This is a genomic window from Saccharospirillum mangrovi (assembly GCF_003367315.1).
Taxonomy (GTDB): Bacteria; Pseudomonadota; Gammaproteobacteria; order Pseudomonadales; family Natronospirillaceae; genus Saccharospirillum; species Saccharospirillum mangrovi.
The window spans coordinates 762,606-784,321 of the sequence record NZ_CP031415.1; the positions used below are offsets into that span (position 1 = coordinate 762,606).

Here is a 21,716-nt window from a genome sequence, read left to right on the forward strand (position 1 = left end):
GCCATGCGCATTCGAGTCGCATCGACACTGCTCACCTTATTGTTGTGCACTGTCGCCTGGGCCGACGAGATGCGCAGCGTTGTAGACGCCGCCGGCCGCACCGTCAGCATTCCGGTGCAGGCCAAACGCGTCGTCTCGCAAAACGACAACCGCCTCACCTTGCCGCTGCTGGAACTGGGCACGCCGCTGGTCGGCAGCGCCGGCCGACTGGACGCCCAAGGCCAGCCGTACATGCGCGCCGTGCCGGATCTGTTGGGCATCACCTACGCCAACAGCGGCATTGAATTTGTAGGTACCTACAGCGACCTCGATTACGAACGCATCGCCGCGCTCAAGCCAGATTTAATCGTCACCATGATCGAAGCCCAGGCCGAACCGCTGTCGCGCATCGCGCCCACGGTGGTGATCGACCCGAATGAATACCCGATGAAAGACGGCATGCAACGGCTCGCGGAAATCAGCGGCCAGCAAGCCAACTACCAACGCCTGGCCGACAACTACGCCCGCAAACTCGCGCAGGCGCGGGGATATTTCGATGCGTTGGAAACAAAACCGCAGATCAGCGTAACGTTCTCCTTCCCCGCCGGCGATGCACTCTATGTGTACCGCGACCTCGGCGCACTCACCGTCGCCCTCGACGACCTGGGCCTGGCGTTACCCGACTGGATCGCCCAAATGGACGAACGCCAAATCGCCCTCAGCCCAGAACGCCTGATCGACCTCGACGCCGACTTCCTAATCAACTTCTACGGCAGCACCCCCGAAGACGGCCCCGCCCCCGTCCGCGCCGGCCTCAACAACTTCTTCCCCGGCTGGTGCCAAGCACTGTTCGCTTGTCGTGAAGGCCAGGTGTTGTTTTTTCCCTACGCCAGTTTTGGTTATGCGTTCAGTGCGTTGGAACTGAATTTGGATTTGTTGACTACGCATATTGTTGGGCGGGAGTGGGAGGCTAGGCCTTGAGGGTGGGTTAAGGTTTTGAGTGATATTGAAAAGCCGGGCTTTGCCCGGCTTTTTGCTGTTCTGTTGGGGCTGTTGCTGCCAAGGATGGTGGTTCATGTTCTTCGACCATCGTTCACTTCATCTAAGCGGACACATCCGCGTCAGCTGACCTTGAACTTGATCACATATAGGGGTAGTCGTAGGAGCATCGAAGGTTTCGCCTGAAGACAAGCAAAGCTATTGGTGTGCTTTATAATCTGCTGGGCGGTAGCGTGTTTATCGCGAAGAGCTTAGTGGTAATGGCGTTGCTCATTGCGGGTAGGCGGTGATTGCAAGCAAAGCTCGTGTTTTGAAGGAATTAATGCAGCTACCTTGTTAGCTTGATGCTCTGTTAGTGGAAAAACGCCGCCGTTGGTGCGACGCATTTTCCGGCTAAAAACCGAGATATGCGTCCTGGTAGACATAGATATACGGAATGGGCATCAGTTGGGACGGTATCTCTGGAGTTGATGTCAGCGGTAATAAGTCTTCAACCATTCCGGGATAGATGATGGCCGCTGGGGTGGAACAAAACACCATGGTTACGAGAAACCAAGGTTGCGCCTAAATATGAGGCGTGAGTGACAATGAATAAGCTGTTATGAGTAGCTGTGTCCTTGGAGTATGGCAACAAAATGGATGTAGTGATTTTAGTTAGTATTTATTTAGCAATTTCGGGCTTAGCTATTTTTCCTGCTATTTTGTTTTGGGGGTTATCTAGCCTTTGGCTCCCTGATTGGTTTTCACTACCTCCCATTCGCATGGCATTAATATGCTTGGCATTGTCTGTTGCTACGGCACTGGTGTTTAACTTTGAGCTTTCAGGTGGGGTGCTCTCAGTAGGGCCGTTTGTCGTGGTCTTGTCATTGGCTTGGTCTTTATTTCTATTTCCTGTGCTCGTTTTAATCAGGTATCGCCGCTATGCCAAAGCAAAACACTCATAACCAGTTGCTCAAAGGCACTCCTGGCCTATGGCCCTCCGCGGGACCGCAAACAAGTTGCGGCCCCTTAGCAAGGCGTTATGCATCTACATCAAATACGAAGATACGAAATGACTAGAAAGGACTTTAGCGAAATTGGGCATACGGGTGGAAAAGTTGCATTCACTATCGTTTGTGATGCACAAGGGCATGTCCGATATCAAATCGGTTACTCTCACTCGTCCCCGAGACCTGCAAGTCTTGTCGGAATCTATGCTCACCCAGATGGGTTTGCGTGTGGAAATATAGTGATGAGAGGCATGGGGGATCCTTGGAATGCGCCTCCTTTTCCCAACTGTATCGCTGTGATGATGGCATCAGACTCACAGGGAAGGTTTGGCCATGAGTGTCCTAGCTGCAAAAAACATTTTCGATCCGAAAGTATCCCTTCGAGATTTCCGTTAACTTGTCCTTATTGTGGCGTAAGAGCAGAGTCGTATCATTTTTTAACATCACCTCAGAAGTCATATATTTCACACTATGTTGAGTCGCTACACACTGCCATATACGAGGCAGAAGCAGACTCAACTAAGGAAGTTATTATTGATATGGATGCTTTGGCTGATTCGATAACGGATGATCCAAGGCCGGATTTTTACTACACATCCACAGCCCAACAAACCGAATTTAGATGCTCTGCATGTAATAGTTACAATGATATCCGCGGGAAGTATGGATATTGTTCTTCGTGTGGATGGAGAAATTCAGCAGAACAACAACGTGTTGCTTTAGAACAAATCAGGGATCGATTAGTGAGTGGCGACTTATCTCCTTCTGACGCGATTAAGCAATCCGTTTCAGAGTTTGATTCAGCTGCACGTGATTATGTGGTTCAGTTGATTTCACATGTACCTATGAAAGAATCAAGAAGGAACCAGCTAGAGAGATTGCTGTTTCATAACCTAGATAAGTTCGAAAATATTTTGAGTGATTGTTTTGATATCAACTTACTACAGGGAATGACAGCAGATCGTGCGTTCGTAAAAAAGATGTTCTTTCGCCGTCACGTCTATGAGCATGACGGCGGTGTTGCGACGCAACGATATGTTGAAGAAAGCGGAGATGCTGGTATTGAAAAAGGCGACCTGATTAGAGAAACCGCAGATAACGCGCACAAATTTATCGGTTGCCTGAATCGCATGATTACCACTTTCGAAACTGATTTTCATGAAATGATCGAGCCCGAGGCGTTTTGCATTGAAATTGAAAAAGACCGCAGAAAGCACATTGGTAAATAAAATGCATAACAATGCGATCGTTCGGACGCAAACTGAGCTGCGCTTCGTTTGCGCCTCACAGCTTAAACGTTAGGTTTTCAAGGAACACTCATGGATTGGCGTGAATACGAAATATATATAACCAAGCATTTCCAAAATCTATTTCCTGGAACATCTATCCAGCATGACGTTAAGCGCGAAGGGTATATATCAAAGACTCAACGGCAAATAGACATCCTTATTGAGGGTAGTATTGCAGGTTTTGAGTTGAGAATTATTGTTGATTGTAAATATTTTAATAAAAAAGTAGATGTTAAAGATGTAGAGTCGTTCATAAGCTTTCTTTTGGATCTTAAAGCAAGCAAGGGCGTTCTTATTACAAACAATGGATATTCTGAAGCTGCTTACAATAGGGCTACTTACGATACGCAAGACATAGAATTAAGAATAATTAGCTTTGATGACCTTGATGATTTTCAAGGATTTATGGCGATACCATATTCACTCTCAGAATGTGCCCTTGTAACTGCGCCTGATGGTTGGGTAGTCGATGCCTCTGGTAGAGGTCCATCACCGGCGGTTTTTTATCCCGCAGGTTTGTCGCAGCAAGAAGCATTTGAAAGGGAAGGTTTTATTTCTTTATCTTTTAGCCATAAGAATAAAGAGTGGCCAGATCTAGCTACGCTCTTGGATAAACAAAAACTAGCAGCAGAACAGCACTATCAACAACTTAAAATGGAATATATCGATACAATTAAGAGAGAAGACTGTACGGTAGTAATGCGTGTAATTGAAGCGCCGCTGATGGGAAATTCCATTGACTATACAATTTTTTTAGATTTTAAAGAGTCGGTAATATTTATGACATTAATAACATACAAAGACAAGGAAGATAGATATGTTAAAAAGCTGGAATGGATTGCTCAAAAATTAATCAAAGGTAAGGTTCTGTTTGATCGTAATGAGAACCCTATAAATATTAATTTATAGAAACCTAATAAGCTGTCAAGTGTTCCTAGGCACTGTAGAAGAGATAAATTAATGCAATATTTGGCAAAGACTCTAAATGAATATGGTTTTTTTTGAGGCTGAATTCTGAGCTCAGGAATACCAGAGAGAATCAGATGTTAGCGCTAAAATTAGTAAACAGGGCACCCACTGTAGCGAAAACATGCTTAAAGCGATGACATTGCAAGGTGTTTCAGGTGCGAAATAAATGGTTAATTCGTTCGACGCTAATCTTAGGTGTACGTGCAGCGTTATTGCCGGATTTCAGGCATAAGAAATTACTGAAGAAGTTCAGTTGGTGGTAATTTTAAGAATATTTTATTAAGTCAAAAGCACTGAGGCCGAACGCCCTGGTGTTCGTCGATAGCCAAGCTTCTTAGATGCGCAAATCAGCGAATGTGTTGAGCCAACAAAGCTTTTAAATGAACTTTCTAAGTGAGTTGATGTGCAGAGCCACTTTTCAGGATCGATATTTGATTGCTCCAGAATCGGCGTTAGGGAATCATCTATCAGACCGCGTTTTCCTCTGCGCACTTGCCGACCGGTCTAATCCATGCGTTCCAAATGATCTTGTAGTCGAAACGATAGCCCCTTAGGCATTTCCTGGTGTGGGTAACCTACAGGGCTATGGTGGGTGTCCGGTTACTCCTTAGTCATGCGGGGAAATATGATAGCCACTGGGCTGGAGCAAAACACCGTGGTAACGTGAATCCAAGGCCGCGCCCAAATAAGAGGCGTATGTGACAATGGATAAACTATTATATGGTCCAAACCTCCAATGCGGATTCGATTAACACACCTCCTGCTCATCATACTAATTGCACCCACGGTTTGTGCTCAGGCGATAGTGGTTGAAAAAGTAACCAACGAAGACTTGATCTACCTGCTCAATCGAATCGAAGTCCTAGGTGAGGTCCGCAGCCATGACCTGAGTGTGCGTATCCTGCAGGTGAGCGATATACCTGGCAGTGCTGGTTACCCCACCTCCGAGGTCACGCATACGGTCTACATCGCTGTTTCTGGGTTTGACGAGCTGCCAGAGCAGAGTCTATTTCGTTTGTCGGGGTTGCTTGCTCCCTCTTTCTCGAGGGTAGCAAATGGTCTGAATGCTGCGTTCATCCTAGATTACGGTGAAGTAGGCAGTCGGAACCGAGTACAGATAACGCCTTCGCTAGAAGGCTTAGAGATACAATCTTCTGGGGAATAGGGCATAACAAGAAGCTAATAGGACACCCAGCAAGGTAAATCGTTAAGATGGGTGTCCTTTTGGTCCGGCGTTAGGTAAGAAAAATGGCGCGTAAAATGTCCCCAGAACGTGAGAAAGAGTACGCAGAGTTGCACGCGTATCTCGATTTTTACTCAACCAATATCTACGGAATTGACCCGGCTGACCCGGTTCACCCAACAAATGTTGGTAAACGAATAGTTGAGGAATATGGGAAATCAAAGGCGCTCGAAGGCCTAAAGCAAGCGGTGAATGACACTGTAGAAGAGTTAAGTGATCAACGGCTTGAGATCATCCAAAAGTTGGATGCGGCTCTTAGGGCTGAAGGAATTGTTACATTTTCAGAGATCCGCCGCCGTTACTCTTCTTCATATAAGCGTATTTTGAAGTGTGGGCGGATAAAGAGCGAGACAGAATTCTATCTTATTGCTGGAGTGCTTGCAGATTTTGGTTCAGTTGCAAGTGATGGTGAGCGTCAAACTCTTGAGAAGCTTATGGCGCAATATGAGCACAGCAATAAATAGGACGCCCACCTTAGCTAAGTCTCCTTGAAATCTATCCGATGATCTATGAGGTGTGTCTAATGTTCTTTGTGAGATTATATTTTCGCTACACTCCAACCCAGCCATAAAACGAGCTAGTAAAGAAACAAGAGGGAGTTCGTTTGATTCCAAGAAGCACAGCAAACTTGAATGAAGGTGATTTTTCATGGGTTGAAAGAGATGATGGACTTTTTGTTCCACTCATGCTTATTTCAAAGATCGGAGGCAAACGTTCGTACTTCTATGGCGGGATCATAAATTTGGCTACAACAAAAGAAAGCGAGATTCCGATAGGATTGAGTATTCTAGAATATGCGTTATTGCATATAGATGTATTTAAAAATAACGAACTAAAAGTCGAGGGGAATCTATTGAGCAAGTTAGAAAAAGGACTAGTTGATGAAATAAAGCATCAAATTAGTGATCTTAGAATTGGGTCGAAATCGAGTGTATGGGGCTATCGAACAATCTATAAGTACGCTGCTGAAGTAAAAGCTTAGCAGGCTTTAATCTATCAATTGGGTTACGGTGGGTGTACTGCTAGTTAAAGCGTTTTCTGCTGCGCACTTTCCGACCAGTCCTGTAAACAGGACACCCACTTTAGTGGAAGCTCCTAAAGACTTGTCCTTTATATAGTCTAAGTGTATTACTTAACCGCCAAAGTCACAGGATTAAGGATAATCCATATGCAACAACGATCTATTTATAAAAGTATTGCTGCGCAATTACGCCTTGGAGTGATAGTACTGCTCATCACTTGCACTGTTTCCGAAGCCTCAGACAATAGTGCATTCACCGAAGCAGAGAGTGGTCAGGAAATTCAGCAACCATCTGTCGATCAGCAGCTTGCCTACAATAATAGCAATTCCGAAACAGTCATTAATCGGCTCCTGTACATGAAGACAGCCTTTGAAGAGAAAAGCGCTGAGAAGATGTCAGATTTTTTTGATTTCCCTACTTCAAATTTCATGTTTATTAGAAGGAATGATGAATTAGCTGAAAGATTGGCGTTAAACAACAATAGCATTTCAAGGCGCGACTTTATTGAATTGGCAAATATTGATACTGCCAGCTTTCACCCAAGTCTCTATCAGTTGTTGGTGTTATTGGATTTGGATGAACTTAGGCACTCTGATGTCGTTGAAAGGGATGTCGAGATTGAAAATGACGGGTGCTATTACATGTATAGATTGAAGATAGATGAAAGCATTTTAATCATAAGTTACGGTTCAAATTCGAATATGAAGTATTTAGATTTAGTAAGCGGCGAAGAATGCCCAGAGGGAAGTTATTTTTTGTATTTTGATATTGGGAACGACACCCTCAAATTTACTGGATTGGAAGTGGCTGGTTAAAGTAAATGGGATGCCCACCTTATTGCTCGCCTTTATCTTATATACAAAGACCTGACCCTTCGGCTGTATGCGCTCAACCGGGAAACCCAAATAACCAACCAACAAAAAGCCGGGCAAAGCCCGGCTTTTTAATCATCACCCCACCTAATCAAGCAGGCACAGGCGTAACCGACTTCAACGTCAGCACCGACAACAACACCGCTATACCGGCGCAGGTTGCGATACCTGCCACCAAAGTAATCGGCGTGCCATTAAACAGCGAGCTGAGGATGGCGATGGCGACGGCGCCCAGCACCATTTGCAAGGTGCCGCCCAAAGACGCAGCGGTCCCGGCAATCGGGCCGTGTTCTTCCAGTGCCAGCACCATGGAGGTTGGAATCACCAGGCCGAGGAAGGCGAAGGTGAGGGCCAGCATGGCGACCAGTAACGGGAAGGCGTCCCAACCGAGCAGTACGAACAACAGCAGCAAGCCGGCCGAGGTGCCGTAGCCGGCGACGGCCCATTTCACTACGGCGATGGAGCCGAAGCGGTTGCCCAGGTTGGCGGCGACCTGGCTGGAGGCGAAAAAGCCCAATGCGTTCACCGCGAAGAACAGGCTGAACTGGAAGGGGTTCAGGCCGTAGTAGTCGGTGTACAGGAAGGAGGCGATGGAGATGAACGAGAAGAAACTCGCCATGCCCATGCCGCCGATCAGCGTCAGGCCCATAAAGCCGGGGTCGGCGAACAGGGTTTTGAACGCGCGCAGCATGTTGCGGAATTTGAATGGCGCGCGGTCGGCCGGTGCCAGCGTTTCCGGCAAGCCGAATACGGCGGCGCTGACGCTGACGATGGTCACCAGGGCGCAAGCGACAAACACCGCGCGCCAGCCGAACGGGATGATGACGGCGCTGCCGATCATCGGTGCCAGCATCGGGGCGACGGAAATCACCAACATGACGGTCGACATTAAGCGCGTTGCGGCTGCGCCGGTGTAGCGGTCACGAATTACGGCGCGCGGAATCGACATCACGGCGGCCGCGCCCACGCCCTGGAAGAAGCGCAAGGCGATCAGCCATTCGATGCTCGGTGCCAAAGCGCAGCCGATGGACGCAACGGCGAACAAGCCGAGGCCGAAATACAACGGCGGCTTGCGGCCGAACACATCCGATGCCGGGCCGTAGAACAATTGCGATAAACCGAAGGCGACGAAGAACGACATCAGCGTGCCTTGGGTGGCCGAGGTTGAAGCGGCCAAATCGGCGGAGATGGTTGGCATCGCCGGTAGGTACATGTCGATGGCAAATGGGCCAAGAGCGCCCATCAACCCCAAAATCAGAGCTGTTTTGAATAGGTCGGTGTTCACTGGGTGTTCCTTTGGAGGTTCATGCCCCGACGAGACGTGTCGGGACTACTGCGGTCATTTATAGAGTTTAACGATTTGCCGCTCGTGGCGAATGTCCCGAAGGTCACTCTTTATCTAAGTATTTTTGATCTAAGTGTTTCATTCGGTCTCCCTGCTGAATGAAACACACGCCTTGGCAACTCTGGCGAAGATGCGTGGATCTTCTGGTGTTGCCAAGGCTCCCGCCCGGGCGATGCCCGGCGGCGGCACATCCGTGTGCCGCTCCATAGGGTTACTACCGTGGCTGAAGAGTAATCGTTTGGCGGGGCACGGTATCGACAACGGATGATGAATTAATGACGGCGTCGATACAGCAGGTAGATAAAGAAAGGCGCGCCGACGGCGGAAACAAAAATACCGGCGGGCAAATCTTGCGGCAGGAACAGTGTGCGACCGATCAGGTCGGCGACCAACACCAGCGCAGCGCCGGTGCAGGCGGAACCGAACAACTGCCCGTTGAGGGTGCGGCCGGTCAACCCACGCGCCAGATGCGGTGCCAGCAAACCGACAAAGCCGATGCCGCCGGCGAACGCGACGGCCGATCCGGCCAGGCCGACGCTGCACAACAGCAGCAATAATCGATAACGGTTGACCGCGAGGCCGAGGCCAACCGCTTGGCTGTCCGTCAAGGTCAGCACGCTCAGCGGTCGCGCCAGCAGCCAGGTGGCGGGCAGCAGGATTGCGGTCCAGGGCAGCAGGCCCCAAACGTCCTGCCATTGTGCGCCGTACAGACTGCCGGTGAGCCAGACGTAAGCGCGCACCGTGGTCGATAACGGACTCATCACCAGCACCAGCGTGGTGATGGCTTTGAGCGCTGCAGCTAGCGCGATGCCGACCAGAACCAGCCGGATCGGCAAGACGCCGCCGCGCCAGGCGAGCGCGTAGATCAGACCGGAACTCAGCAGCGCGCCGGCTATCGCCAGTGGTGGCAACCAGTCCAGGCTCAGCGCCGTGCCCCAGGCCAGAAACAACACAGCGGCGACGGCCGCGCCATCGGTCACGCCAACGATGTCGGGCGACGCCAAGGGGTTGCGCACCAATCGCTGCAAGATGGCGCCGGAGACGCCCAAACCGGCACCGACCATCAACGCCAGCAGGGCGCGTGGCAGCCGCAACGTCTGCACGACAAAGCGGTGCTCGCTGGTGTCGGGTTGCCAAATCGCCCCTGCGACATCGGCGGGCGATAAATAGCTCGAACCCAGGCACAGATAAATGCCGAACAACAGCAGTAAGACCGCGAGCGATATCAGACAGCCAATCACCGTCGAGCGGTGCAGGGCAAACGCCAGTCGTTCATGGCGGCTGCGGACTATCCAGTGCGACCGTTGAGACGTCATAAGGCGGGGCTGCGTTTGCGCGCGACGGCGATGAAAAACGGCGTACCAACCAAAGCCGTTAACGCGCCAACCGGTATTTCCTGCGGCGGCACGATAAAGCGCGACAGCGTATCGGCACCGAGCAGCAGACTGGCACCCAACAGCGCCGAGGCGGGCAACACCCAGCGGTGATCGCGGCCAAACAGCCCCCGCGCCAAGTGCGGCACGATCAAACCGATAAAACCGATCAGCCCGGCCAACGCCACCGAACCGCCCGCCAATACAACAATCACCGCGCCCAACGCCAAACGCGTTGCCAGCACACGCTGGCCGAGACTGCGCGCCACCGTTTCATCGAGCATCATCACATTGACTTGCCGCACCAGCAGCGCGGTGACGAGCAGCGCGGCGATAAAAAATGGCACAAAGGGTGTCATCGTTGCGAACGAAGTGCCGGCGACCGAACCGCCGAGCCAATACAGAATGCCTTCGAGACTTTCCTGATTCAGGATCAGCAAGCCCTGGGTGAAGGCGACGAACAGGGCCGTCATCGCCGCGCCGGCGAGCACGATGCGCACAGGCGATAAACCGGCCGGCCCGCTCATGCCGAGCAAATACACCAACACACTGGCGACGGCTGCGCCCAAAAACGCGAACCCGATGAACTGGCTGACCGACGTCAGCGACAGAAAAGTGTACGCCAGCGCGACAAAAAACAGCGCTCCGGCGTTGATGCCGAACAGGCTTGGCGAGGCCAGCGCATTGCGCGTTAACGCCTGCATCAAGGCGCCGGAGATGGCCAGACTCGAGCCGACCAACAACGCCAGCACGGCCCGGTTCAGCCGGTTGGCGCGCACGATGATGTGGTTCACCACCGTGTCGTCGTAAGCGAACAGGGCGTGCAGCACGGTGTCGAGCGACATCGCCGTCTGGCCCAGTGCGATGCTGGCGAAACCGGTTGCCAGCGCCAGCGCCAGACAGGCCAGCAACGCCAGCGATTTTGCGACGGTCGACGTCAGCAAGTGGCGTCAGTCCAGGCCGTAATGTTCGAACACGCTATCGACCATGCGCTGGGCGGCAATCGGGCCGCCGCCCATGTTCCAGTCGACTTCGTTGACGCGATACACCTGGCCGTTGCGCACCGCATCGAGGGTGTTCCACAGCGGGTGGCTGGTCCATTCCTGATAGTTTTCCATCACCGTCGGGTCGGTCTCGGTCATAAAGATGAAGAACACATCGGCGTTCATCGCCGGAATGCTTTCTTTGGACGTCAGCTTCACGCCCCAGACGTCTTCGCGGTGCGCCGCCGGTCGTTCAAAACCGAGTTCGTTCAGGATGTTGCCGGCGAAACTTGAGTAATAAATGCGCGCGTGGTCGTTGCGGAAGTTCAGCAACGCCACTTGTTGCGGCCAGTGAATGCCATCGAGCGTGCGCACGCGTTGTTGGAATTCGGCGATGCGGGCGTTCCATTGCTCGTGCCAGGCGGCGGCTTCGGCCTGTTTGCCGGTCGCGGCGGCGACCAGATCAAGCGTTTCCTTAAATTGGAAAACCGTTTCGTGAGCGATGGTCGGGGCGATTTGGTTTAACTGATCGTAGACCGCTTCGTGACGCATCTTGGCGGCAATAATCACATCCGGATGCAGCGCCGCAATTTCTTCCAGGTTCGGTTGGGTTTCCAAACCGACGTGCGGCACACCGGCCAGATCGTCACGCAGGTATTCGTACATCGGCTTTTCCACCCAGGAATCCACCACGCCTACCGGCGTGATGCCGAGCGCCACGGCGGCATCGGTCGCGCCCTGGTAAAGCGTGACGACGCGCAGCGCCGGAGTGTCCAGTTCGGCAGTACCGAGCGCGTGCTCAATGGTGATGGGTTCGGCTTGTGCCAGTCCCCAGACGGCGAGCAACGGTAGGGCGTGTTTGAGCGTGAACATGGCGTCCTCTGGTTGGGTTGCGTAAGTCGGTTGGTCAGGGTTTCGGGTGCGATGGCGCGCGCGGCGGGCCGGCGCAAAGAGCGGACATACTATTGATAGAAATTCTCATTTTCAATACTATTTAGATCGCTTCCAAGCCTGAAATGCCGCCTCCGGGTTGGCGCTCAATCCCCGATTTTTGGAGTCTGCCTGTGTCTTTTGCGCTGCGCGTTGTCGTTGTTGTTTCGTTACTGTTGTCGGGCTTTGCCCGAGCCGAATCCGCCTTTCCGGTCACGCTGGAACATAAGTACGGCAGTACCACCATTAATGCCGAACCGGTGCGGGTGGTGTCGGTCGGTTTCAGCGATCAGGACGATATTCTGGCGCTCGGCGTGAAGCCGGTAGCGGTGCGCGAATGGTACGGCGACATGCCGTACGCCACCTGGCCCTGGGCGCAAGATGAATTGGGCGATGCTCAGCCGGTGGTGCTGGGTTCGCGCGATCTGGATTTTGAAGCCATTGCCGAGTTGCAGCCGGATCTGATCATCGGCGTCTCTTCCGGCATGACCGAGCGCGAATACCAACAATTAAGCCGCATCGCGCCGACCTTGCCGCAGTCCGGCGAGTACATCGATTACGGCGTGCCGTGGGATGTGCGCACCCGCACCATTGGCAAGGCGCTGGGCCAGTTTGAACAGGCCGACGCTCTCGTTAACCGACTCGATGCCCGCATCGACGCGCTGCGCGACAGCCACCCGGAATTCCACGGCAAAACCGCCGCTGTTGCCTTCTATTACAACGGCGACATTGGCGCTTACACCTCCAGCGATTTGCGCAGCCGGTTGTTGGTGCGTCTGGGCTTTGACATTCCGGCGGCGTACGACGACATCGCCGGCGACGCCTTTTACGCCTCCTTCAGTGAAGAACGCATCGATTTGTTGGACGTCGATGCCTTGATCTGGCTGTCCGGCGGCGATGCACTGAAAACCAGCGACGCCCTGACACTGCGACCGACGTTGCGCGCCTATCAGCAAGGCCGGGAGATTTTTGTCGGCGATTTGCTGGCCGGTGCCTATTCCTTTTTCAGCCCGCTGAGTCTGGATTACGTGTTGGACGAACTGGTGCCGGAACTGGCGTTGGCGGTCGATGGCGACCCCAGCACCCTTGTGCCGTCGTCGGCGCAGTGAGGTAAATATGGCCCGCGTCGCGCGTTTGCATTGGGTGCCCAGTCTGGCCGATTCGCTGGCCCGGATGGCGTCGGTATCCGAACATCTGCAATCTGATGTCGGTCCGCTGGACGGCGAATGGGTGGCGTATGCCGATTTGCTGTCGGAACACTCGCCGTTACGCGATGCGCTGTTGGCGGGCGAAGCCGAACGTTGTCCGGGTCTCGACGCCAAAGGCCAGGTTGCCTTTTTGCTGGGTGGCGTGGCGCACTATGTGTTGATCGTCTTGGCGCCGCTGTTGATGTTGGGGCGTCAGGTGCCGCTGTTGCAGCCCGATCGTCTGGCGTTTCGCACCCGTCAGGTGCCGTATCAGCACGGCGGCGAGACCCTGACCTATCAAGCCATCGATTGGCGCTTTCTCAGCGAACAATTCTGGACCGACCAACACGGCGAGTTGCCCCACGGCGGCTTCGGAGTGGCGTCTGCGCAGGCGTTGCGCGCCCAGTTGAATGCCCAATTGGAAGTCATGTTCGAGCCGTTGATTGCACGGCTGAAATCGATCAGCAAGCTGAGCCAGGGCGCCCAATGGCGCATCGTGGCCGATTCGCTGGCTGGCGCCTTTCTCAGTACCGGTCAGGCGATCAATCTGGAAGCGCAGGCTTGTGCCGAGGCCGACGCCTTGATCGCCGATCCGCTGGCGGCCATCCACAATTCAAAAACCGGGTTTGTGGAGATTGCGGTCGATCATCCCAGCAAGCCAGGCCAGCCGATTCGTCGCACCTACCGCGCCCGTGGCGGTTGCTGCCGCTATTACACCGCCGACAGCGGCCATCTGTGCGCGACCTGTGTGTTGATCAAACCGGACGAACGCGATGAACGGTTGCGCAACCATTTGCGTCATCACGCGCACGATTGAAACCTTCAGTCTGAAATGTGGAACTGATCACAAATTACTCTTTGCAAATGATAATAATTATCGTTAATATCATTTTCGAAGGTCGATTCAGTACCCAGTCGGCGGTTAGGAGCACGGTCCGCATACCGCCGAACATGGACGACCCCGCTGTGATTTCCCGTTTACTCTCCCTCTGTCGTGATCGGGTCTGGCTGAAGCGGAGCAGGAAGCTGGGGTACTGAATGGTTGCCGGCCGGGATGGGTGGGCGAACATGCATCCCGGCCGGTCTTTTTTACCGGTCGCCTTTTGCGCCAAGGAACTGCGTTATGGACATCAAAATCAAACTGCTGTCATTGCTGTGCGTCAGCGCGCTGTTTTCCGCCTCGATTGCGATTGCGCAGTTCTGGCAACAAGGCATCAGCGCGTTCTGATTCCGGTATCACACGGCGCCGGTTGCGGCCCGTCGTTGCAGCCGGATGTAGACCAACGTAGCGAACGCCAGCGCGGCAATGGCAACGAGTTGCAAACGGAAAGCCGCAGTCAGCCCCACCAGTAACCCCTCCGTCAAACCCATCTGATGCACCACCAGGCCATAAAACGCCGGGCCGAAACACAGACAAATCTGTTGCGCCGTACTCAACACCGCTGAGGCGCTGCCGGCTTGTTCGGCAGGCACTTGCGACAAGCCAATGCGGAAGAAACTGCCCAGCACCAACGCCTGACCAAAACCGAGCAAGGCGGTACTGCCAATCAATTGCGCTGCATCCGGCTGCGGCCAGATGGCGGCCAGGGCCAGCGGCAGCCAGACCAATCCCAACAGCGTCAGCACGCATCCGAACAACAGGGTGTTCAGCAAACCCAGGCGAGCGGTGATGCGGGCGCTGACGTAGGACGCAACAAAGAAGGCAATGCCACAGGCGATAAAGGCATCGCCCGATTGCTGCGCCGTCATGCCCAGGCCCATTTGGAAACTCAGTGCCAGGCAAAACATCATGCCGCTGACGTAGGTGAAGAAGAACAACGCCAGCACCAGACCAAAACGAACCGAACCGGTTTGCATCAACGATGGCGGAATCAGCGGCCAGCGGCCTTGCTGTTCTTTGCGACGTTCCAGTTGGAAGAACAGCGGCAACAGCGCAAAGCCGATCAGCATCAAGACGAAACACCAGCGCGGCCAATTAAGCAGCGGTCCAATCGCCAGAGGTGACAGAATGGCAGCGATGGCAAGCGCCAACAGCAAGGTGCCACTAACATCAAAACCCGCCGGCTGCCCGGATCGCGTTTGCGGAATAAAGCGCGGGCCGAGCAACAACACCAGCAGACACACCGGCACGTTGACCAGAAAAATTCCGCGCCAGCCGCTGCCAGCGATGTCCGCTGCGATGATCCAGCCGCCGAGAATCTGACCGATCAAAAACGACAGGCCAATGACCGCGCCAAAGATGCCAATAGCGTTGGAATGCGCCCGGCCACTGAGTGACACGTGAATGGTCGCCAACACCTGCGGGATGATCAGTCCGCCGGCAACACCCTGTAGAAAACGGCCGGTCAGCAGCCAGGGAATGTTGGTCGCCAGGCCACAGAACAGCGACGCCAAACCAAACAGCGCCACACCAACATTGAGCATCCGGCGGCGGCCGAAACGGTCGCCACTGCGGCCACCGAACGCCAGCGTTAACGCCAGTGCCAGGCTGTAAACACTCATCAGCAATTCCAGTTCAATCTGGCTGGCATTGAGACTGGCGCTGATGGTGTTAAGCGCCACATTAATAATGGAGACATCGATTAGGGGCAGCATCTGCCCGCACAACAGTAATAACAGGCCGAGCCGGCCCAGACGTTGAGACGTGGTTGCAGTCATTCAGGTTCCTTGATTCACACCGAAAGGTCGCGCATTATCGGCGCCGTGTTAAACAGGTACCAGTAAGCAGTTATCCTGGTATCAAAACTAACAGGAACTGCCATGACCACCGCCGCTCAATCGATCCACGGCCAGGCTTTGGCCAACTTTCTGCGCAGCCGCCGCGAGAGTCTCGACCCGATCCGTCTTGGCCTGCCGCGCCAGGGCCGTCGTCGCACGCCGGGTTTGCGGCGTGAGGAAGTGGCGCAACTCGCGAACGTCAGCACCACCTGGTACACCTGGCTGGAACAAGGTCGGGAGGTGCGGCCGTCGGCGGCGACCTTGCTCGCCATTGCCGAGGCGCTGCAATGCAACCGGGCCGAGACCGATCATCTGTTCAGTCTGGCGCAACTGGCGCTGCCCAATCGCGAGTCCGGCGACGCCGACCCGATGCTGGAAGCCTGCCAGAAGATGCTCGATAAACTGTTGCCGTACCCGGCGTATCTGCAGAACGCGCGCTCAGACTATCTGGCCTGGAACGCCGCCATCGACCGCTTCTATGGCTTCAAACTCGGCGACTTGGACGACATCGAACGCAACTCCATTTTCCTCGCATTCAACAACGCCCAATTGCGCAGTCGTTTTACTCAGGCCGAAGTGGCGTTGCCGAGAATGGTGGGGCGGTTTCGCAGCCAGATGAGCGCACACGAAGGCGACCCGGCCTGGCAGGCACGGTTGGACAGCCTGATGCGAAACGAGGAATTTCGGGAGTGTTGGCAACGCTATGAAATCAGCGGCGTGGAAAACATGCTCAAAGAAGCCAACCACCCCGAGTTCGGCGTCTTACGCTTTCAGGTGTTGAACTGGTGGACGGCGCCACGCAATGGCGACCGCATGATGGTGTACATGCCGCAGGACGACGCCACCGACGCCAAACTGCACCAACTGATGGCTCAGCCAGACTGAGCGTCGAGCTGGAAAAACCCTTCGGCCGACAACTGCTGACTGAGCCAGGGCAGACAGTTGCGCAATTGCTCCGCCAGTAAATACGGCGGATTCAGTACGAACATGCCTGAGCCGGTCATGCCGTAGTCGTCGCTGTCCGGCGCGACATTCAGTTCCGCTACCAGCCATTCGGCGCTGAGCTTTTTCAGTTTGCGCACCAGGGTATCGCTGCGTTCGCGTTGGGCGATGGGGTACCAGACCAGCGCGCACAGTTGCGGAAATTTGCGCGTCACCGTTGCCAGCGTTTCGGCCACCTGATCGTAATCGGTTTTGATTTCATAGGGCGGATCGATCAACACCAGTGCACGTCTTTCCTTCGGCGGCATCGCCGACAACAAGCCATCAAAACCATCGCGCTGATAACAACGCACGCGCCGGTCGCCGCGAAATTGTTGCTGCAAAATCGGAAAATCGCTGGGGTGTAATTCGAACAATTGCAGCCGGTGATCGGAGTTCAGCAAGCTGGCGGCCAGCAGCGGCGAACCGGGATACATCTGTGTTAAGTCCAGGCCGGTTTTGGTCAGCGCGTCGAGAAAAAATCGCACTTCTTCGGGTGGGTTTGGCGCGTTATTTAACACGCCTATGCCGGTTTCAAATTCGCGTTTCTTTTGCGCGTGGTTACTGGTCAAGCGATAGGCGCCGGCACCGGCGTGGGTGTCGACATAGACCAGCGGTTTGGGCTTGCGCGTCAGGTAATCGGCACACAGCGCCAGCGTCAGGTGTTTGAGCATGTCGGCGTGATTGCCGGCGTGAAAGGCGTGACGATAACTGAGCATGGCGGCGGCTTCGGCAAGTGAGCAAATTCAGAGCCGGCATACTAAGGGCAAGACTGGCTCGCTGCCAGCCCGTTCAGTGCAACGTCTGTGGCGGGTGGCAGCAACGGCTCATCATGGCGACTTCAAAATACAGGCCGCGCACCTCGCGTTTTTCTGCGGTTGTTTCCGCCAGCCGTTCGAGTTGTTGCAGCGGTTGATGAATGAATTCCAGGCAGCAGCAACGCCAACCTTCAGGCACGAATTCATCGCTGATGGTTTCCAGCAACAACTGATATTGCAGGCGGTGGTAATGGCGTTGTCCAGCCCGACTTTGCAGCCGTTCGGGCAAGGGCGCGTTGAGCCAGTGACGCAACAGCTCAGTATTGTCCGGCTCAGACGCGAAGCGAATCTTGCGCGCCAGCAGCGCAGCGGAACCAATGGCAGCCTGGGTCATGGTCTCGTCCTTGTAATGAGAACTATTATCGTTAAGTTAGGCTGGGCGGTCGGTGCTGTCAACCATTGAACTCAAGCCCTTGGTTCGTTGGTCGATATAAAGGCTACGCCGAGGTTTGAACGGAATCGCCTCGACCATCGCTACAGGGGAGTGGCTGGCCATGATGGATCGTTACTACAGTTTTTTTAATCAACATCCCGATGTCCGTCGTTTTCATGACCAACTGGTTCAACGGCTGAACTGGTATCAAGGCAATACCGTCATGCCGGAGACGGAGCACACCCAGTTCGTCGCGGATTTTCACACGAATATGGAAGATGGCCTCTACGACAATGGCGATGTCGTAGTAACCATTGCGACAGAGCCGGTCTCTAATGGTCTTGATGAGCCGGACATGTACGACAACAAGTCCTATCAACCGGAACCGGGTGTGCTCGTCCAAACTGACCACCCAAACCAGACATCGTCGATAAAGTCAGATCAACGCATTACTCAAGTGGTCGCTAAACACAATGGCGCCGCAGTGCAGACAGAAGCCTTAACGGCGGTGGCGGATGTGGCGGGTCAGGCTGGCATACAAGCCTCGGCATTGCTGACCGCTGTCGGGGCTTTGTCGGCCGGCAGTCAGAGCGCTGAAATTGTTACCCGGGTTGAAGTTGGGCAGTTCAGCTCTCGGGCTGGAATCATGCAGTACGAGTACAGTAACCCCGGTTTGTTTGAGCAAACCTCGGTGCGACAGCGGGATGATGTCGACTTTGGTTTGGATGTGACCCTGGCCAGTGGCAATCGTGTGCGTTTGGCGATGTCCGTCGCGGACGTGACCAATACCGTAGCCTTTCAGGGTGTGCAGCGAACCGTTGCGGTTCATTTTTCGGCGGACACGGCCTTAACCGAAGCAGAGGCTGTGGCACTTCAGGAAATAGCTGTGAGTTTTGATGCGTTAACGAGCCGGTTCAATCACGACAAATCGGTGACTCAAGCTGACGTCGAAGCCTTCCAGGCGGCGGCGATGAGTCACAGTGATCAAGTGCAGTCTGTACAGGCAAACCTGTCATTTGAGCAGGGTGCTGCCTCAAGGAGCATTCAGTTAGGTGTTGAGGATGGCGTACCCAGTCAGTCCGTATCGGAACAGAAAATGACGGACTATTACGGCCGGGGTTATCGTCCCAATATCATTGATGTGATCTATCGAAAGTCGTTTGAAGACCGAAGTGCTGAGTTCTACGACTACTTTGCTGAATTGGAACGTCAGGGACTTCAGGGCCAGTCGATTGACGCCATCGTCACCACTTCTGCCAGCGATGTTCTGGATCGTCGCGATTATTTCGAAGCCAATTTCGAATAAAAAAAACCGGCCTTTCGGCCGGTAAAGCGATCTTGCTGGAGACACCCACTGGGGTTCAGTTCATCGCGATCAGGCGATCCATTCGTTCTAAATCGTTCAGTACCCGCCATTCGCCACCGCCATCAACCACCCGTGCCTGCCAGGCGTCCAGCCGGGTTTGGTAGTCGCGTGGGTCGATGTTGTCGCGGTTCAGTTTGGTGACGTTGAGCGCCACCACCTGAATGCCGGCGACGTCGATTGGGAAGTCGCGGATGTGGCCTTCGGGTAAGTCTTCGGCCAGGTCGGAAAACACCAGCAGGTATTTTTCGCCGGCTTCGGTTTCGTTCAGATAATCGACCGCCTGCATCACGCCGCCGGTGACATCGGTGTAGGCACTGCCGCCGTTCACACTGGCGATGAAGTCGTGCATCTGTTTCTGGAAGGCGCGTTTTTGGTCGTTGGCGGCACTCGGCCGGGCATCAAAAGTGGCCTGCACGATGATGTCTTCTTCGTTGAAGCTGGCGCTGTCGATGCGCGCCAGTGCCAGTGAATCGCCAGTGTTCAGCGTCGCCAGCAGGTAGTTCATGATTTTCTCGGCCTTGTCCAATTGCTCGGTGTAGGTGCCGGAAATGTCCATCAACATGTAGACGGCGCGGCTTTTGATCGGCGGTTCGCCGCAGCCGCTCAGCACCAGGCTGACGGCCAGGGCGGCGACCGCCAGGCGGCCGCGGGTGGTTAAGGTGTTCAGCAGTCGCATGATGACTCTCCTCAAACGTCGGCTGTGGATTGGTTGCGGATGCGTTTGCTTTCCAGCATGGCCGGGGCGTCGTCCCAGTCGTCTTCCGGGCGATGGTCGGCGCGGCGCGCTTTGATCAGCCGTTCCACACCCAGCGGTACCATGACGATCAGGTCGTACAGATGAGTGACGATCTGGCAGGCATAACGGCTCAGGCTGCCGACCAGGCGCAAGGTCACACGCAAGGTGCGCAACACGCCGACCATCAGCAGACCCAGCACGGTACGCAGCGAGTGAATGAACGATTCCAGCGGAATGGCGACGAAGGCCAACGCAAACGGCAGGATGAAACCCATCACCATCTGGCCGATGGACGGGATCCAGCGGAACTGGGCTTCCACCACAGCGACACCGGCGAGCGATTGCTGCAAGGCAGAACGGTCCAGCGCCAGCAAATCACGCATGTAAGCGAGCGAGGCTTCGATGGTGGCGAGAACCGACAAAATGGTCAGCGTGATGATGATCATGCGGCGACGCAGCCGGTCGTCCATCGAATGAATCACCGGGAACAAATGGGTGATGCGCAACGATTCGAGCAGGAACAAGCCCATGGCAATTTCCACCAGAATGATCACCAGCGCGGCAATGTCGGACGTGCGCATGGCGCCGATGGTCGAAGTGGCACCGACCATTTCTGACATTGGCAGCGCGATCAACTGGAAGTTGATCAAACCGCCCAGGGTGGCAATCACCAACACAAGACCGGCGATCAGAAATTGGGTTATCGATGACGACGTCAGCGCATTGATTGCCGGGTCTTCGCCTTTGCGAATGGCTTCGTAGCGTTGCATCTGGCCGTCGATGGTGCGGGTGCGTTCTTCCAGGCCATCAAGCGTTTTCTTCACGTTGTCCATTGAGCTTTGCAGCGTGCGCCATTGCGGCTGCATGGTGCTCAGATGACGATGCCGTTCCAGCGTGGTTTTTTGATACGCCTTCAGCGTTTGCTGGTGCGATTCCTCAATCGCGTCCTTGATGTTGTTGAGGATTTTGTTCATCGCCGGGTCGCCGTTGGTCGGCAAAGCCGCGATGGTTTCCACCACTTCCGACCAGGCTGGTGGCAGCGGTGCGTTTTGCGTTGACGCTTGATAATCGGTTTCGATTTTCTCAATCGCATCGGCGATTTTGCGATGCAGTTTCGGGTAAGCACCGAGGTCGCGTTCCACCAGAGTGCTGACACGATTGAACTCGCGCTCAATGGTTTTTTCCGCCTGAATCCGGCCTTGGGCGATCAACACATCGCGGTTGCGCTGCACCAGGCGCTGTTCCAGGCCGCGCACCGAAAACGCCGCCAGGCGCATGGCGTTGAAGATCGCCTGTCCCAAGGTGGCGAATAACTGGTGCGCTTGTTGGCGGCCCAGATACAAAACGGTTACCAGCAATACCAGCCAGATGGCGGCGGAAATTGCCGCTGAGTCGGACCAGATCATTAACAGTTGTTCGAACATAATGCGTGCCTCTTGTTGGGTTTGTTCGGTACGAGGCGGAGTGTGGGAGGTGCCGGTGAAAAATCTGTGAGAAGAAAGGCGCTCGGTGTTTCGTACGGCGTTAAGTGACCAAAAACAGCG

At 54.3% G+C, this 21,716-nt stretch carries 20 protein-coding genes; 11 read left to right on the plus strand and 9 right to left on the minus strand.

Annotated elements, in window-relative coordinates; all coding sequences use genetic code 11:
• Positions 1-3 precede the first annotated feature (3 nt).
• The 7 genes from DW349_RS03640 to DW349_RS03670 all read left to right on the plus strand — a co-directional run bounded on the left by DW349_RS03640 (position 4) and on the right by DW349_RS03670 (position 7,305).
• A complete protein-coding gene (locus DW349_RS03640; protein WP_108126183.1) occupies positions 4-960 on the plus strand; it encodes an ABC transporter substrate-binding protein in 957 nt (318 codons plus the stop codon).
• A 653-nt stretch (positions 961-1,613) separates the two neighbouring features.
• The gene (locus DW349_RS17310; RefSeq protein ID WP_157954382.1) at positions 1,614-1,922 is read left to right on the plus strand and encodes a hypothetical protein; all 309 of its coding nucleotides are present in this window, start codon (positions 1,614-1,616) and stop codon (positions 1,920-1,922) included.
• Positions 1,923-2,506: 584 nt separating this feature from the next.
• A complete protein-coding gene (locus DW349_RS17315) occupies positions 2,507-3,196 on the plus strand; it encodes a hypothetical protein (RefSeq protein WP_157954383.1) in 690 nt (229 codons plus the stop codon).
• Positions 3,197-3,286: 90 nt separating this feature from the next.
• Positions 3,287-4,165, plus strand: coding sequence for a restriction endonuclease (locus DW349_RS03650; protein ID WP_108126185.1), 879 nt, complete (start codon positions 3,287-3,289; stop codon positions 4,163-4,165).
• A gap of 1,320 nt (positions 4,166-5,485) precedes the next feature.
• Positions 5,486-5,932, plus strand: coding sequence for a hypothetical protein (locus DW349_RS03660; protein ID WP_108126187.1), 447 nt, complete (start codon positions 5,486-5,488; stop codon positions 5,930-5,932).
• Between the two features lie 140 nt (positions 5,933-6,072).
• Positions 6,073-6,450 carry a hypothetical protein gene (locus DW349_RS03665; RefSeq protein WP_157954385.1) on the plus strand — a complete coding sequence of 126 codons (378 nt, stop codon included), beginning with the start codon at positions 6,073-6,075 and terminating at the stop codon, positions 6,448-6,450.
• A 186-nt stretch (positions 6,451-6,636) separates the two neighbouring features.
• Positions 6,637-7,305: a hypothetical protein gene (locus DW349_RS03670; RefSeq protein WP_108126189.1), complete on the plus strand. Its 669-nt coding sequence runs from the start codon at positions 6,637-6,639 to the stop codon at positions 7,303-7,305.
• Positions 7,306-7,453: 148 nt separating this feature from the next.
• Here the strand turns inward: DW349_RS03670 and DW349_RS03675 are convergent, their stop codons facing one another.
• The 4 genes from DW349_RS03675 to DW349_RS03690 form a co-directional block, all read right to left on the minus strand.
• Entirely contained in the window at positions 7,454-8,647 is a 1,194-nt protein-coding gene (locus DW349_RS03675) for a multidrug effflux MFS transporter (RefSeq protein ID WP_108126190.1), read from the minus strand.
• A 332-nt stretch (positions 8,648-8,979) separates the two neighbouring features.
• On the minus strand, positions 8,980-10,023 hold the full coding sequence (locus DW349_RS03680) for a FecCD family ABC transporter permease (RefSeq protein ID WP_108126191.1): 1,044 nt from the start codon (positions 10,021-10,023) through the stop codon (positions 8,980-8,982).
• Positions 10,020-11,024 carry a FecCD family ABC transporter permease gene (locus DW349_RS03685; RefSeq protein WP_108126192.1) on the minus strand — a complete coding sequence of 335 codons (1,005 nt, stop codon included), beginning with the start codon at positions 11,022-11,024 and terminating at the stop codon, positions 10,020-10,022. Before DW349_RS03685 ends, DW349_RS03680 begins: the two co-directional genes overlap by 4 nt.
• Positions 11,025-11,030: 6 nt before the next feature.
• Complete coding sequence (locus DW349_RS03690) at positions 11,031-11,936, minus strand: ABC transporter substrate-binding protein (protein ID WP_108126193.1); 906 nt, start codon at positions 11,934-11,936, stop codon at positions 11,031-11,033.
• Positions 11,937-12,127: 191 nt separating this feature from the next.
• Here DW349_RS03690 and DW349_RS03695 point away from each other — a divergent pair, with 191 nt between their 5' ends.
• The gene (locus DW349_RS03695; RefSeq protein ID WP_198650522.1) at positions 12,128-13,102 is read left to right on the plus strand and encodes an iron-siderophore ABC transporter substrate-binding protein; all 975 of its coding nucleotides are present in this window, start codon (positions 12,128-12,130) and stop codon (positions 13,100-13,102) included.
• A 7-nt stretch (positions 13,103-13,109) separates the two neighbouring features.
• A complete protein-coding gene (locus DW349_RS03700) occupies positions 13,110-13,997 on the plus strand; it encodes a (2Fe-2S)-binding protein (protein WP_108126194.1) in 888 nt (295 codons plus the stop codon).
• Positions 13,998-14,416: 419 nt separating this feature from the next.
• Here DW349_RS03700 and DW349_RS03710 read toward each other — a convergent pair whose 3' ends face one another.
• A complete protein-coding gene (locus DW349_RS03710; RefSeq protein WP_108126196.1) occupies positions 14,417-15,838 on the minus strand; it encodes an MFS transporter in 1,422 nt (473 codons plus the stop codon).
• A gap of 102 nt (positions 15,839-15,940) precedes the next feature.
• On the opposite strand from DW349_RS03710, the gene DW349_RS03715 reads away from it, so the two are divergent.
• Positions 15,941-16,783, plus strand: a complete 843-nt coding sequence (locus DW349_RS03715) for a helix-turn-helix transcriptional regulator (protein ID WP_108126197.1) — start codon at positions 15,941-15,943, stop codon at positions 16,781-16,783.
• On the opposite strand, the gene DW349_RS03720 is transcribed toward DW349_RS03715, so the two are convergent.
• Complete coding sequence (locus DW349_RS03720) at positions 16,771-17,598, minus strand: 23S rRNA (adenine(2030)-N(6))-methyltransferase RlmJ (protein ID WP_108126198.1); 828 nt, start codon at positions 17,596-17,598, stop codon at positions 16,771-16,773. The genes DW349_RS03715 and DW349_RS03720 overlap by 13 nt on opposite strands.
• Positions 17,599-17,671: 73 nt before the next feature.
• On the minus strand, positions 17,672-18,031 hold the full coding sequence (locus DW349_RS03725) for a hypothetical protein (protein WP_108126199.1): 360 nt from the start codon (positions 18,029-18,031) through the stop codon (positions 17,672-17,674).
• A gap of 160 nt (positions 18,032-18,191) precedes the next feature.
• Here DW349_RS03725 and DW349_RS03730 point away from each other — a divergent pair, with 160 nt between their 5' ends.
• Positions 18,192-19,376, plus strand: a complete 1,185-nt coding sequence (locus DW349_RS03730; RefSeq protein ID WP_108126200.1) for a hypothetical protein — start codon at positions 18,192-18,194, stop codon at positions 19,374-19,376.
• A 55-nt stretch (positions 19,377-19,431) separates the two neighbouring features.
• Here the strand turns inward: DW349_RS03730 and DW349_RS03735 are convergent, their stop codons facing one another.
• Both DW349_RS03735 and DW349_RS03740 read right to left on the minus strand, forming a co-directional pair.
• Positions 19,432-20,112 carry a hypothetical protein gene (locus DW349_RS03735; RefSeq protein WP_108126201.1) on the minus strand — a complete coding sequence of 227 codons (681 nt, stop codon included), beginning with the start codon at positions 20,110-20,112 and terminating at the stop codon, positions 19,432-19,434.
• An 11-nt stretch (positions 20,113-20,123) separates the two neighbouring features.
• On the minus strand, positions 20,124-21,596 hold the full coding sequence (locus tag DW349_RS03740; RefSeq protein WP_198650523.1) for a hypothetical protein: 1,473 nt from the start codon (positions 21,594-21,596) through the stop codon (positions 20,124-20,126).
• Between the last annotated feature and the right edge of the window lie 120 nt (positions 21,597-21,716).

Excerpts from the sequence above, each read along its gene's own strand:
- DW349_RS03660 (WP_108126187.1), top strand. The coding sequence starts at position 5,486 with ATGTCCCCAGAACGTGAGAAAGAGTACGCAGAGTTGCACGCGTATCTC.
- DW349_RS03680 (WP_108126191.1), bottom strand. The coding sequence starts at position 10,023 with ATGACGTCTCAACGGTCGCACTGGATAGTCCGCAGCCGCCATGAACGA.
- DW349_RS03670 (WP_108126189.1), top strand. The coding sequence starts at position 6,637 with ATGCAACAACGATCTATTTATAAAAGTATTGCTGCGCAATTACGCCTT.
- DW349_RS17310 (WP_157954382.1), top strand. The coding sequence starts at position 1,614 with ATGGATGTAGTGATTTTAGTTAGTATTTATTTAGCAATTTCGGGCTTA.
- DW349_RS03690 (WP_108126193.1), bottom strand. The coding sequence starts at position 11,936 with ATGTTCACGCTCAAACACGCCCTACCGTTGCTCGCCGTCTGGGGACTG.
- DW349_RS03725 (WP_108126199.1), bottom strand. The coding sequence starts at position 18,031 with ATGACCCAGGCTGCCATTGGTTCCGCTGCGCTGCTGGCGCGCAAGATT.
- DW349_RS03710 (WP_108126196.1), bottom strand. The coding sequence starts at position 15,838 with ATGACTGCAACCACGTCTCAACGTCTGGGCCGGCTCGGCCTGTTATTA.
- DW349_RS17315 (WP_157954383.1), top strand. The coding sequence starts at position 2,507 with ATGGATGCTTTGGCTGATTCGATAACGGATGATCCAAGGCCGGATTTT.
- DW349_RS03640 (WP_108126183.1), top strand. The coding sequence starts at position 4 with ATGCGCATTCGAGTCGCATCGACACTGCTCACCTTATTGTTGTGCACT.
- DW349_RS03720 (WP_108126198.1), bottom strand. The coding sequence starts at position 17,598 with ATGCTCAGTTATCGTCACGCCTTTCACGCCGGCAATCACGCCGACATG.
- DW349_RS03730 (WP_108126200.1), top strand. The coding sequence starts at position 18,192 with ATGATGGATCGTTACTACAGTTTTTTTAATCAACATCCCGATGTCCGT.
- DW349_RS03715 (WP_108126197.1), top strand. The coding sequence starts at position 15,941 with ATGACCACCGCCGCTCAATCGATCCACGGCCAGGCTTTGGCCAACTTT.
- DW349_RS03735 (WP_108126201.1), bottom strand. The coding sequence starts at position 20,112 with ATGCGACTGCTGAACACCTTAACCACCCGCGGCCGCCTGGCGGTCGCC.
- DW349_RS03700 (WP_108126194.1), top strand. The coding sequence starts at position 13,110 with ATGGCCCGCGTCGCGCGTTTGCATTGGGTGCCCAGTCTGGCCGATTCG.
- DW349_RS03740 (WP_198650523.1), bottom strand. The coding sequence starts at position 21,596 with ATGTTCGAACAACTGTTAATGATCTGGTCCGACTCAGCGGCAATTTCC.
- DW349_RS03650 (WP_108126185.1), top strand. The coding sequence starts at position 3,287 with ATGGATTGGCGTGAATACGAAATATATATAACCAAGCATTTCCAAAAT.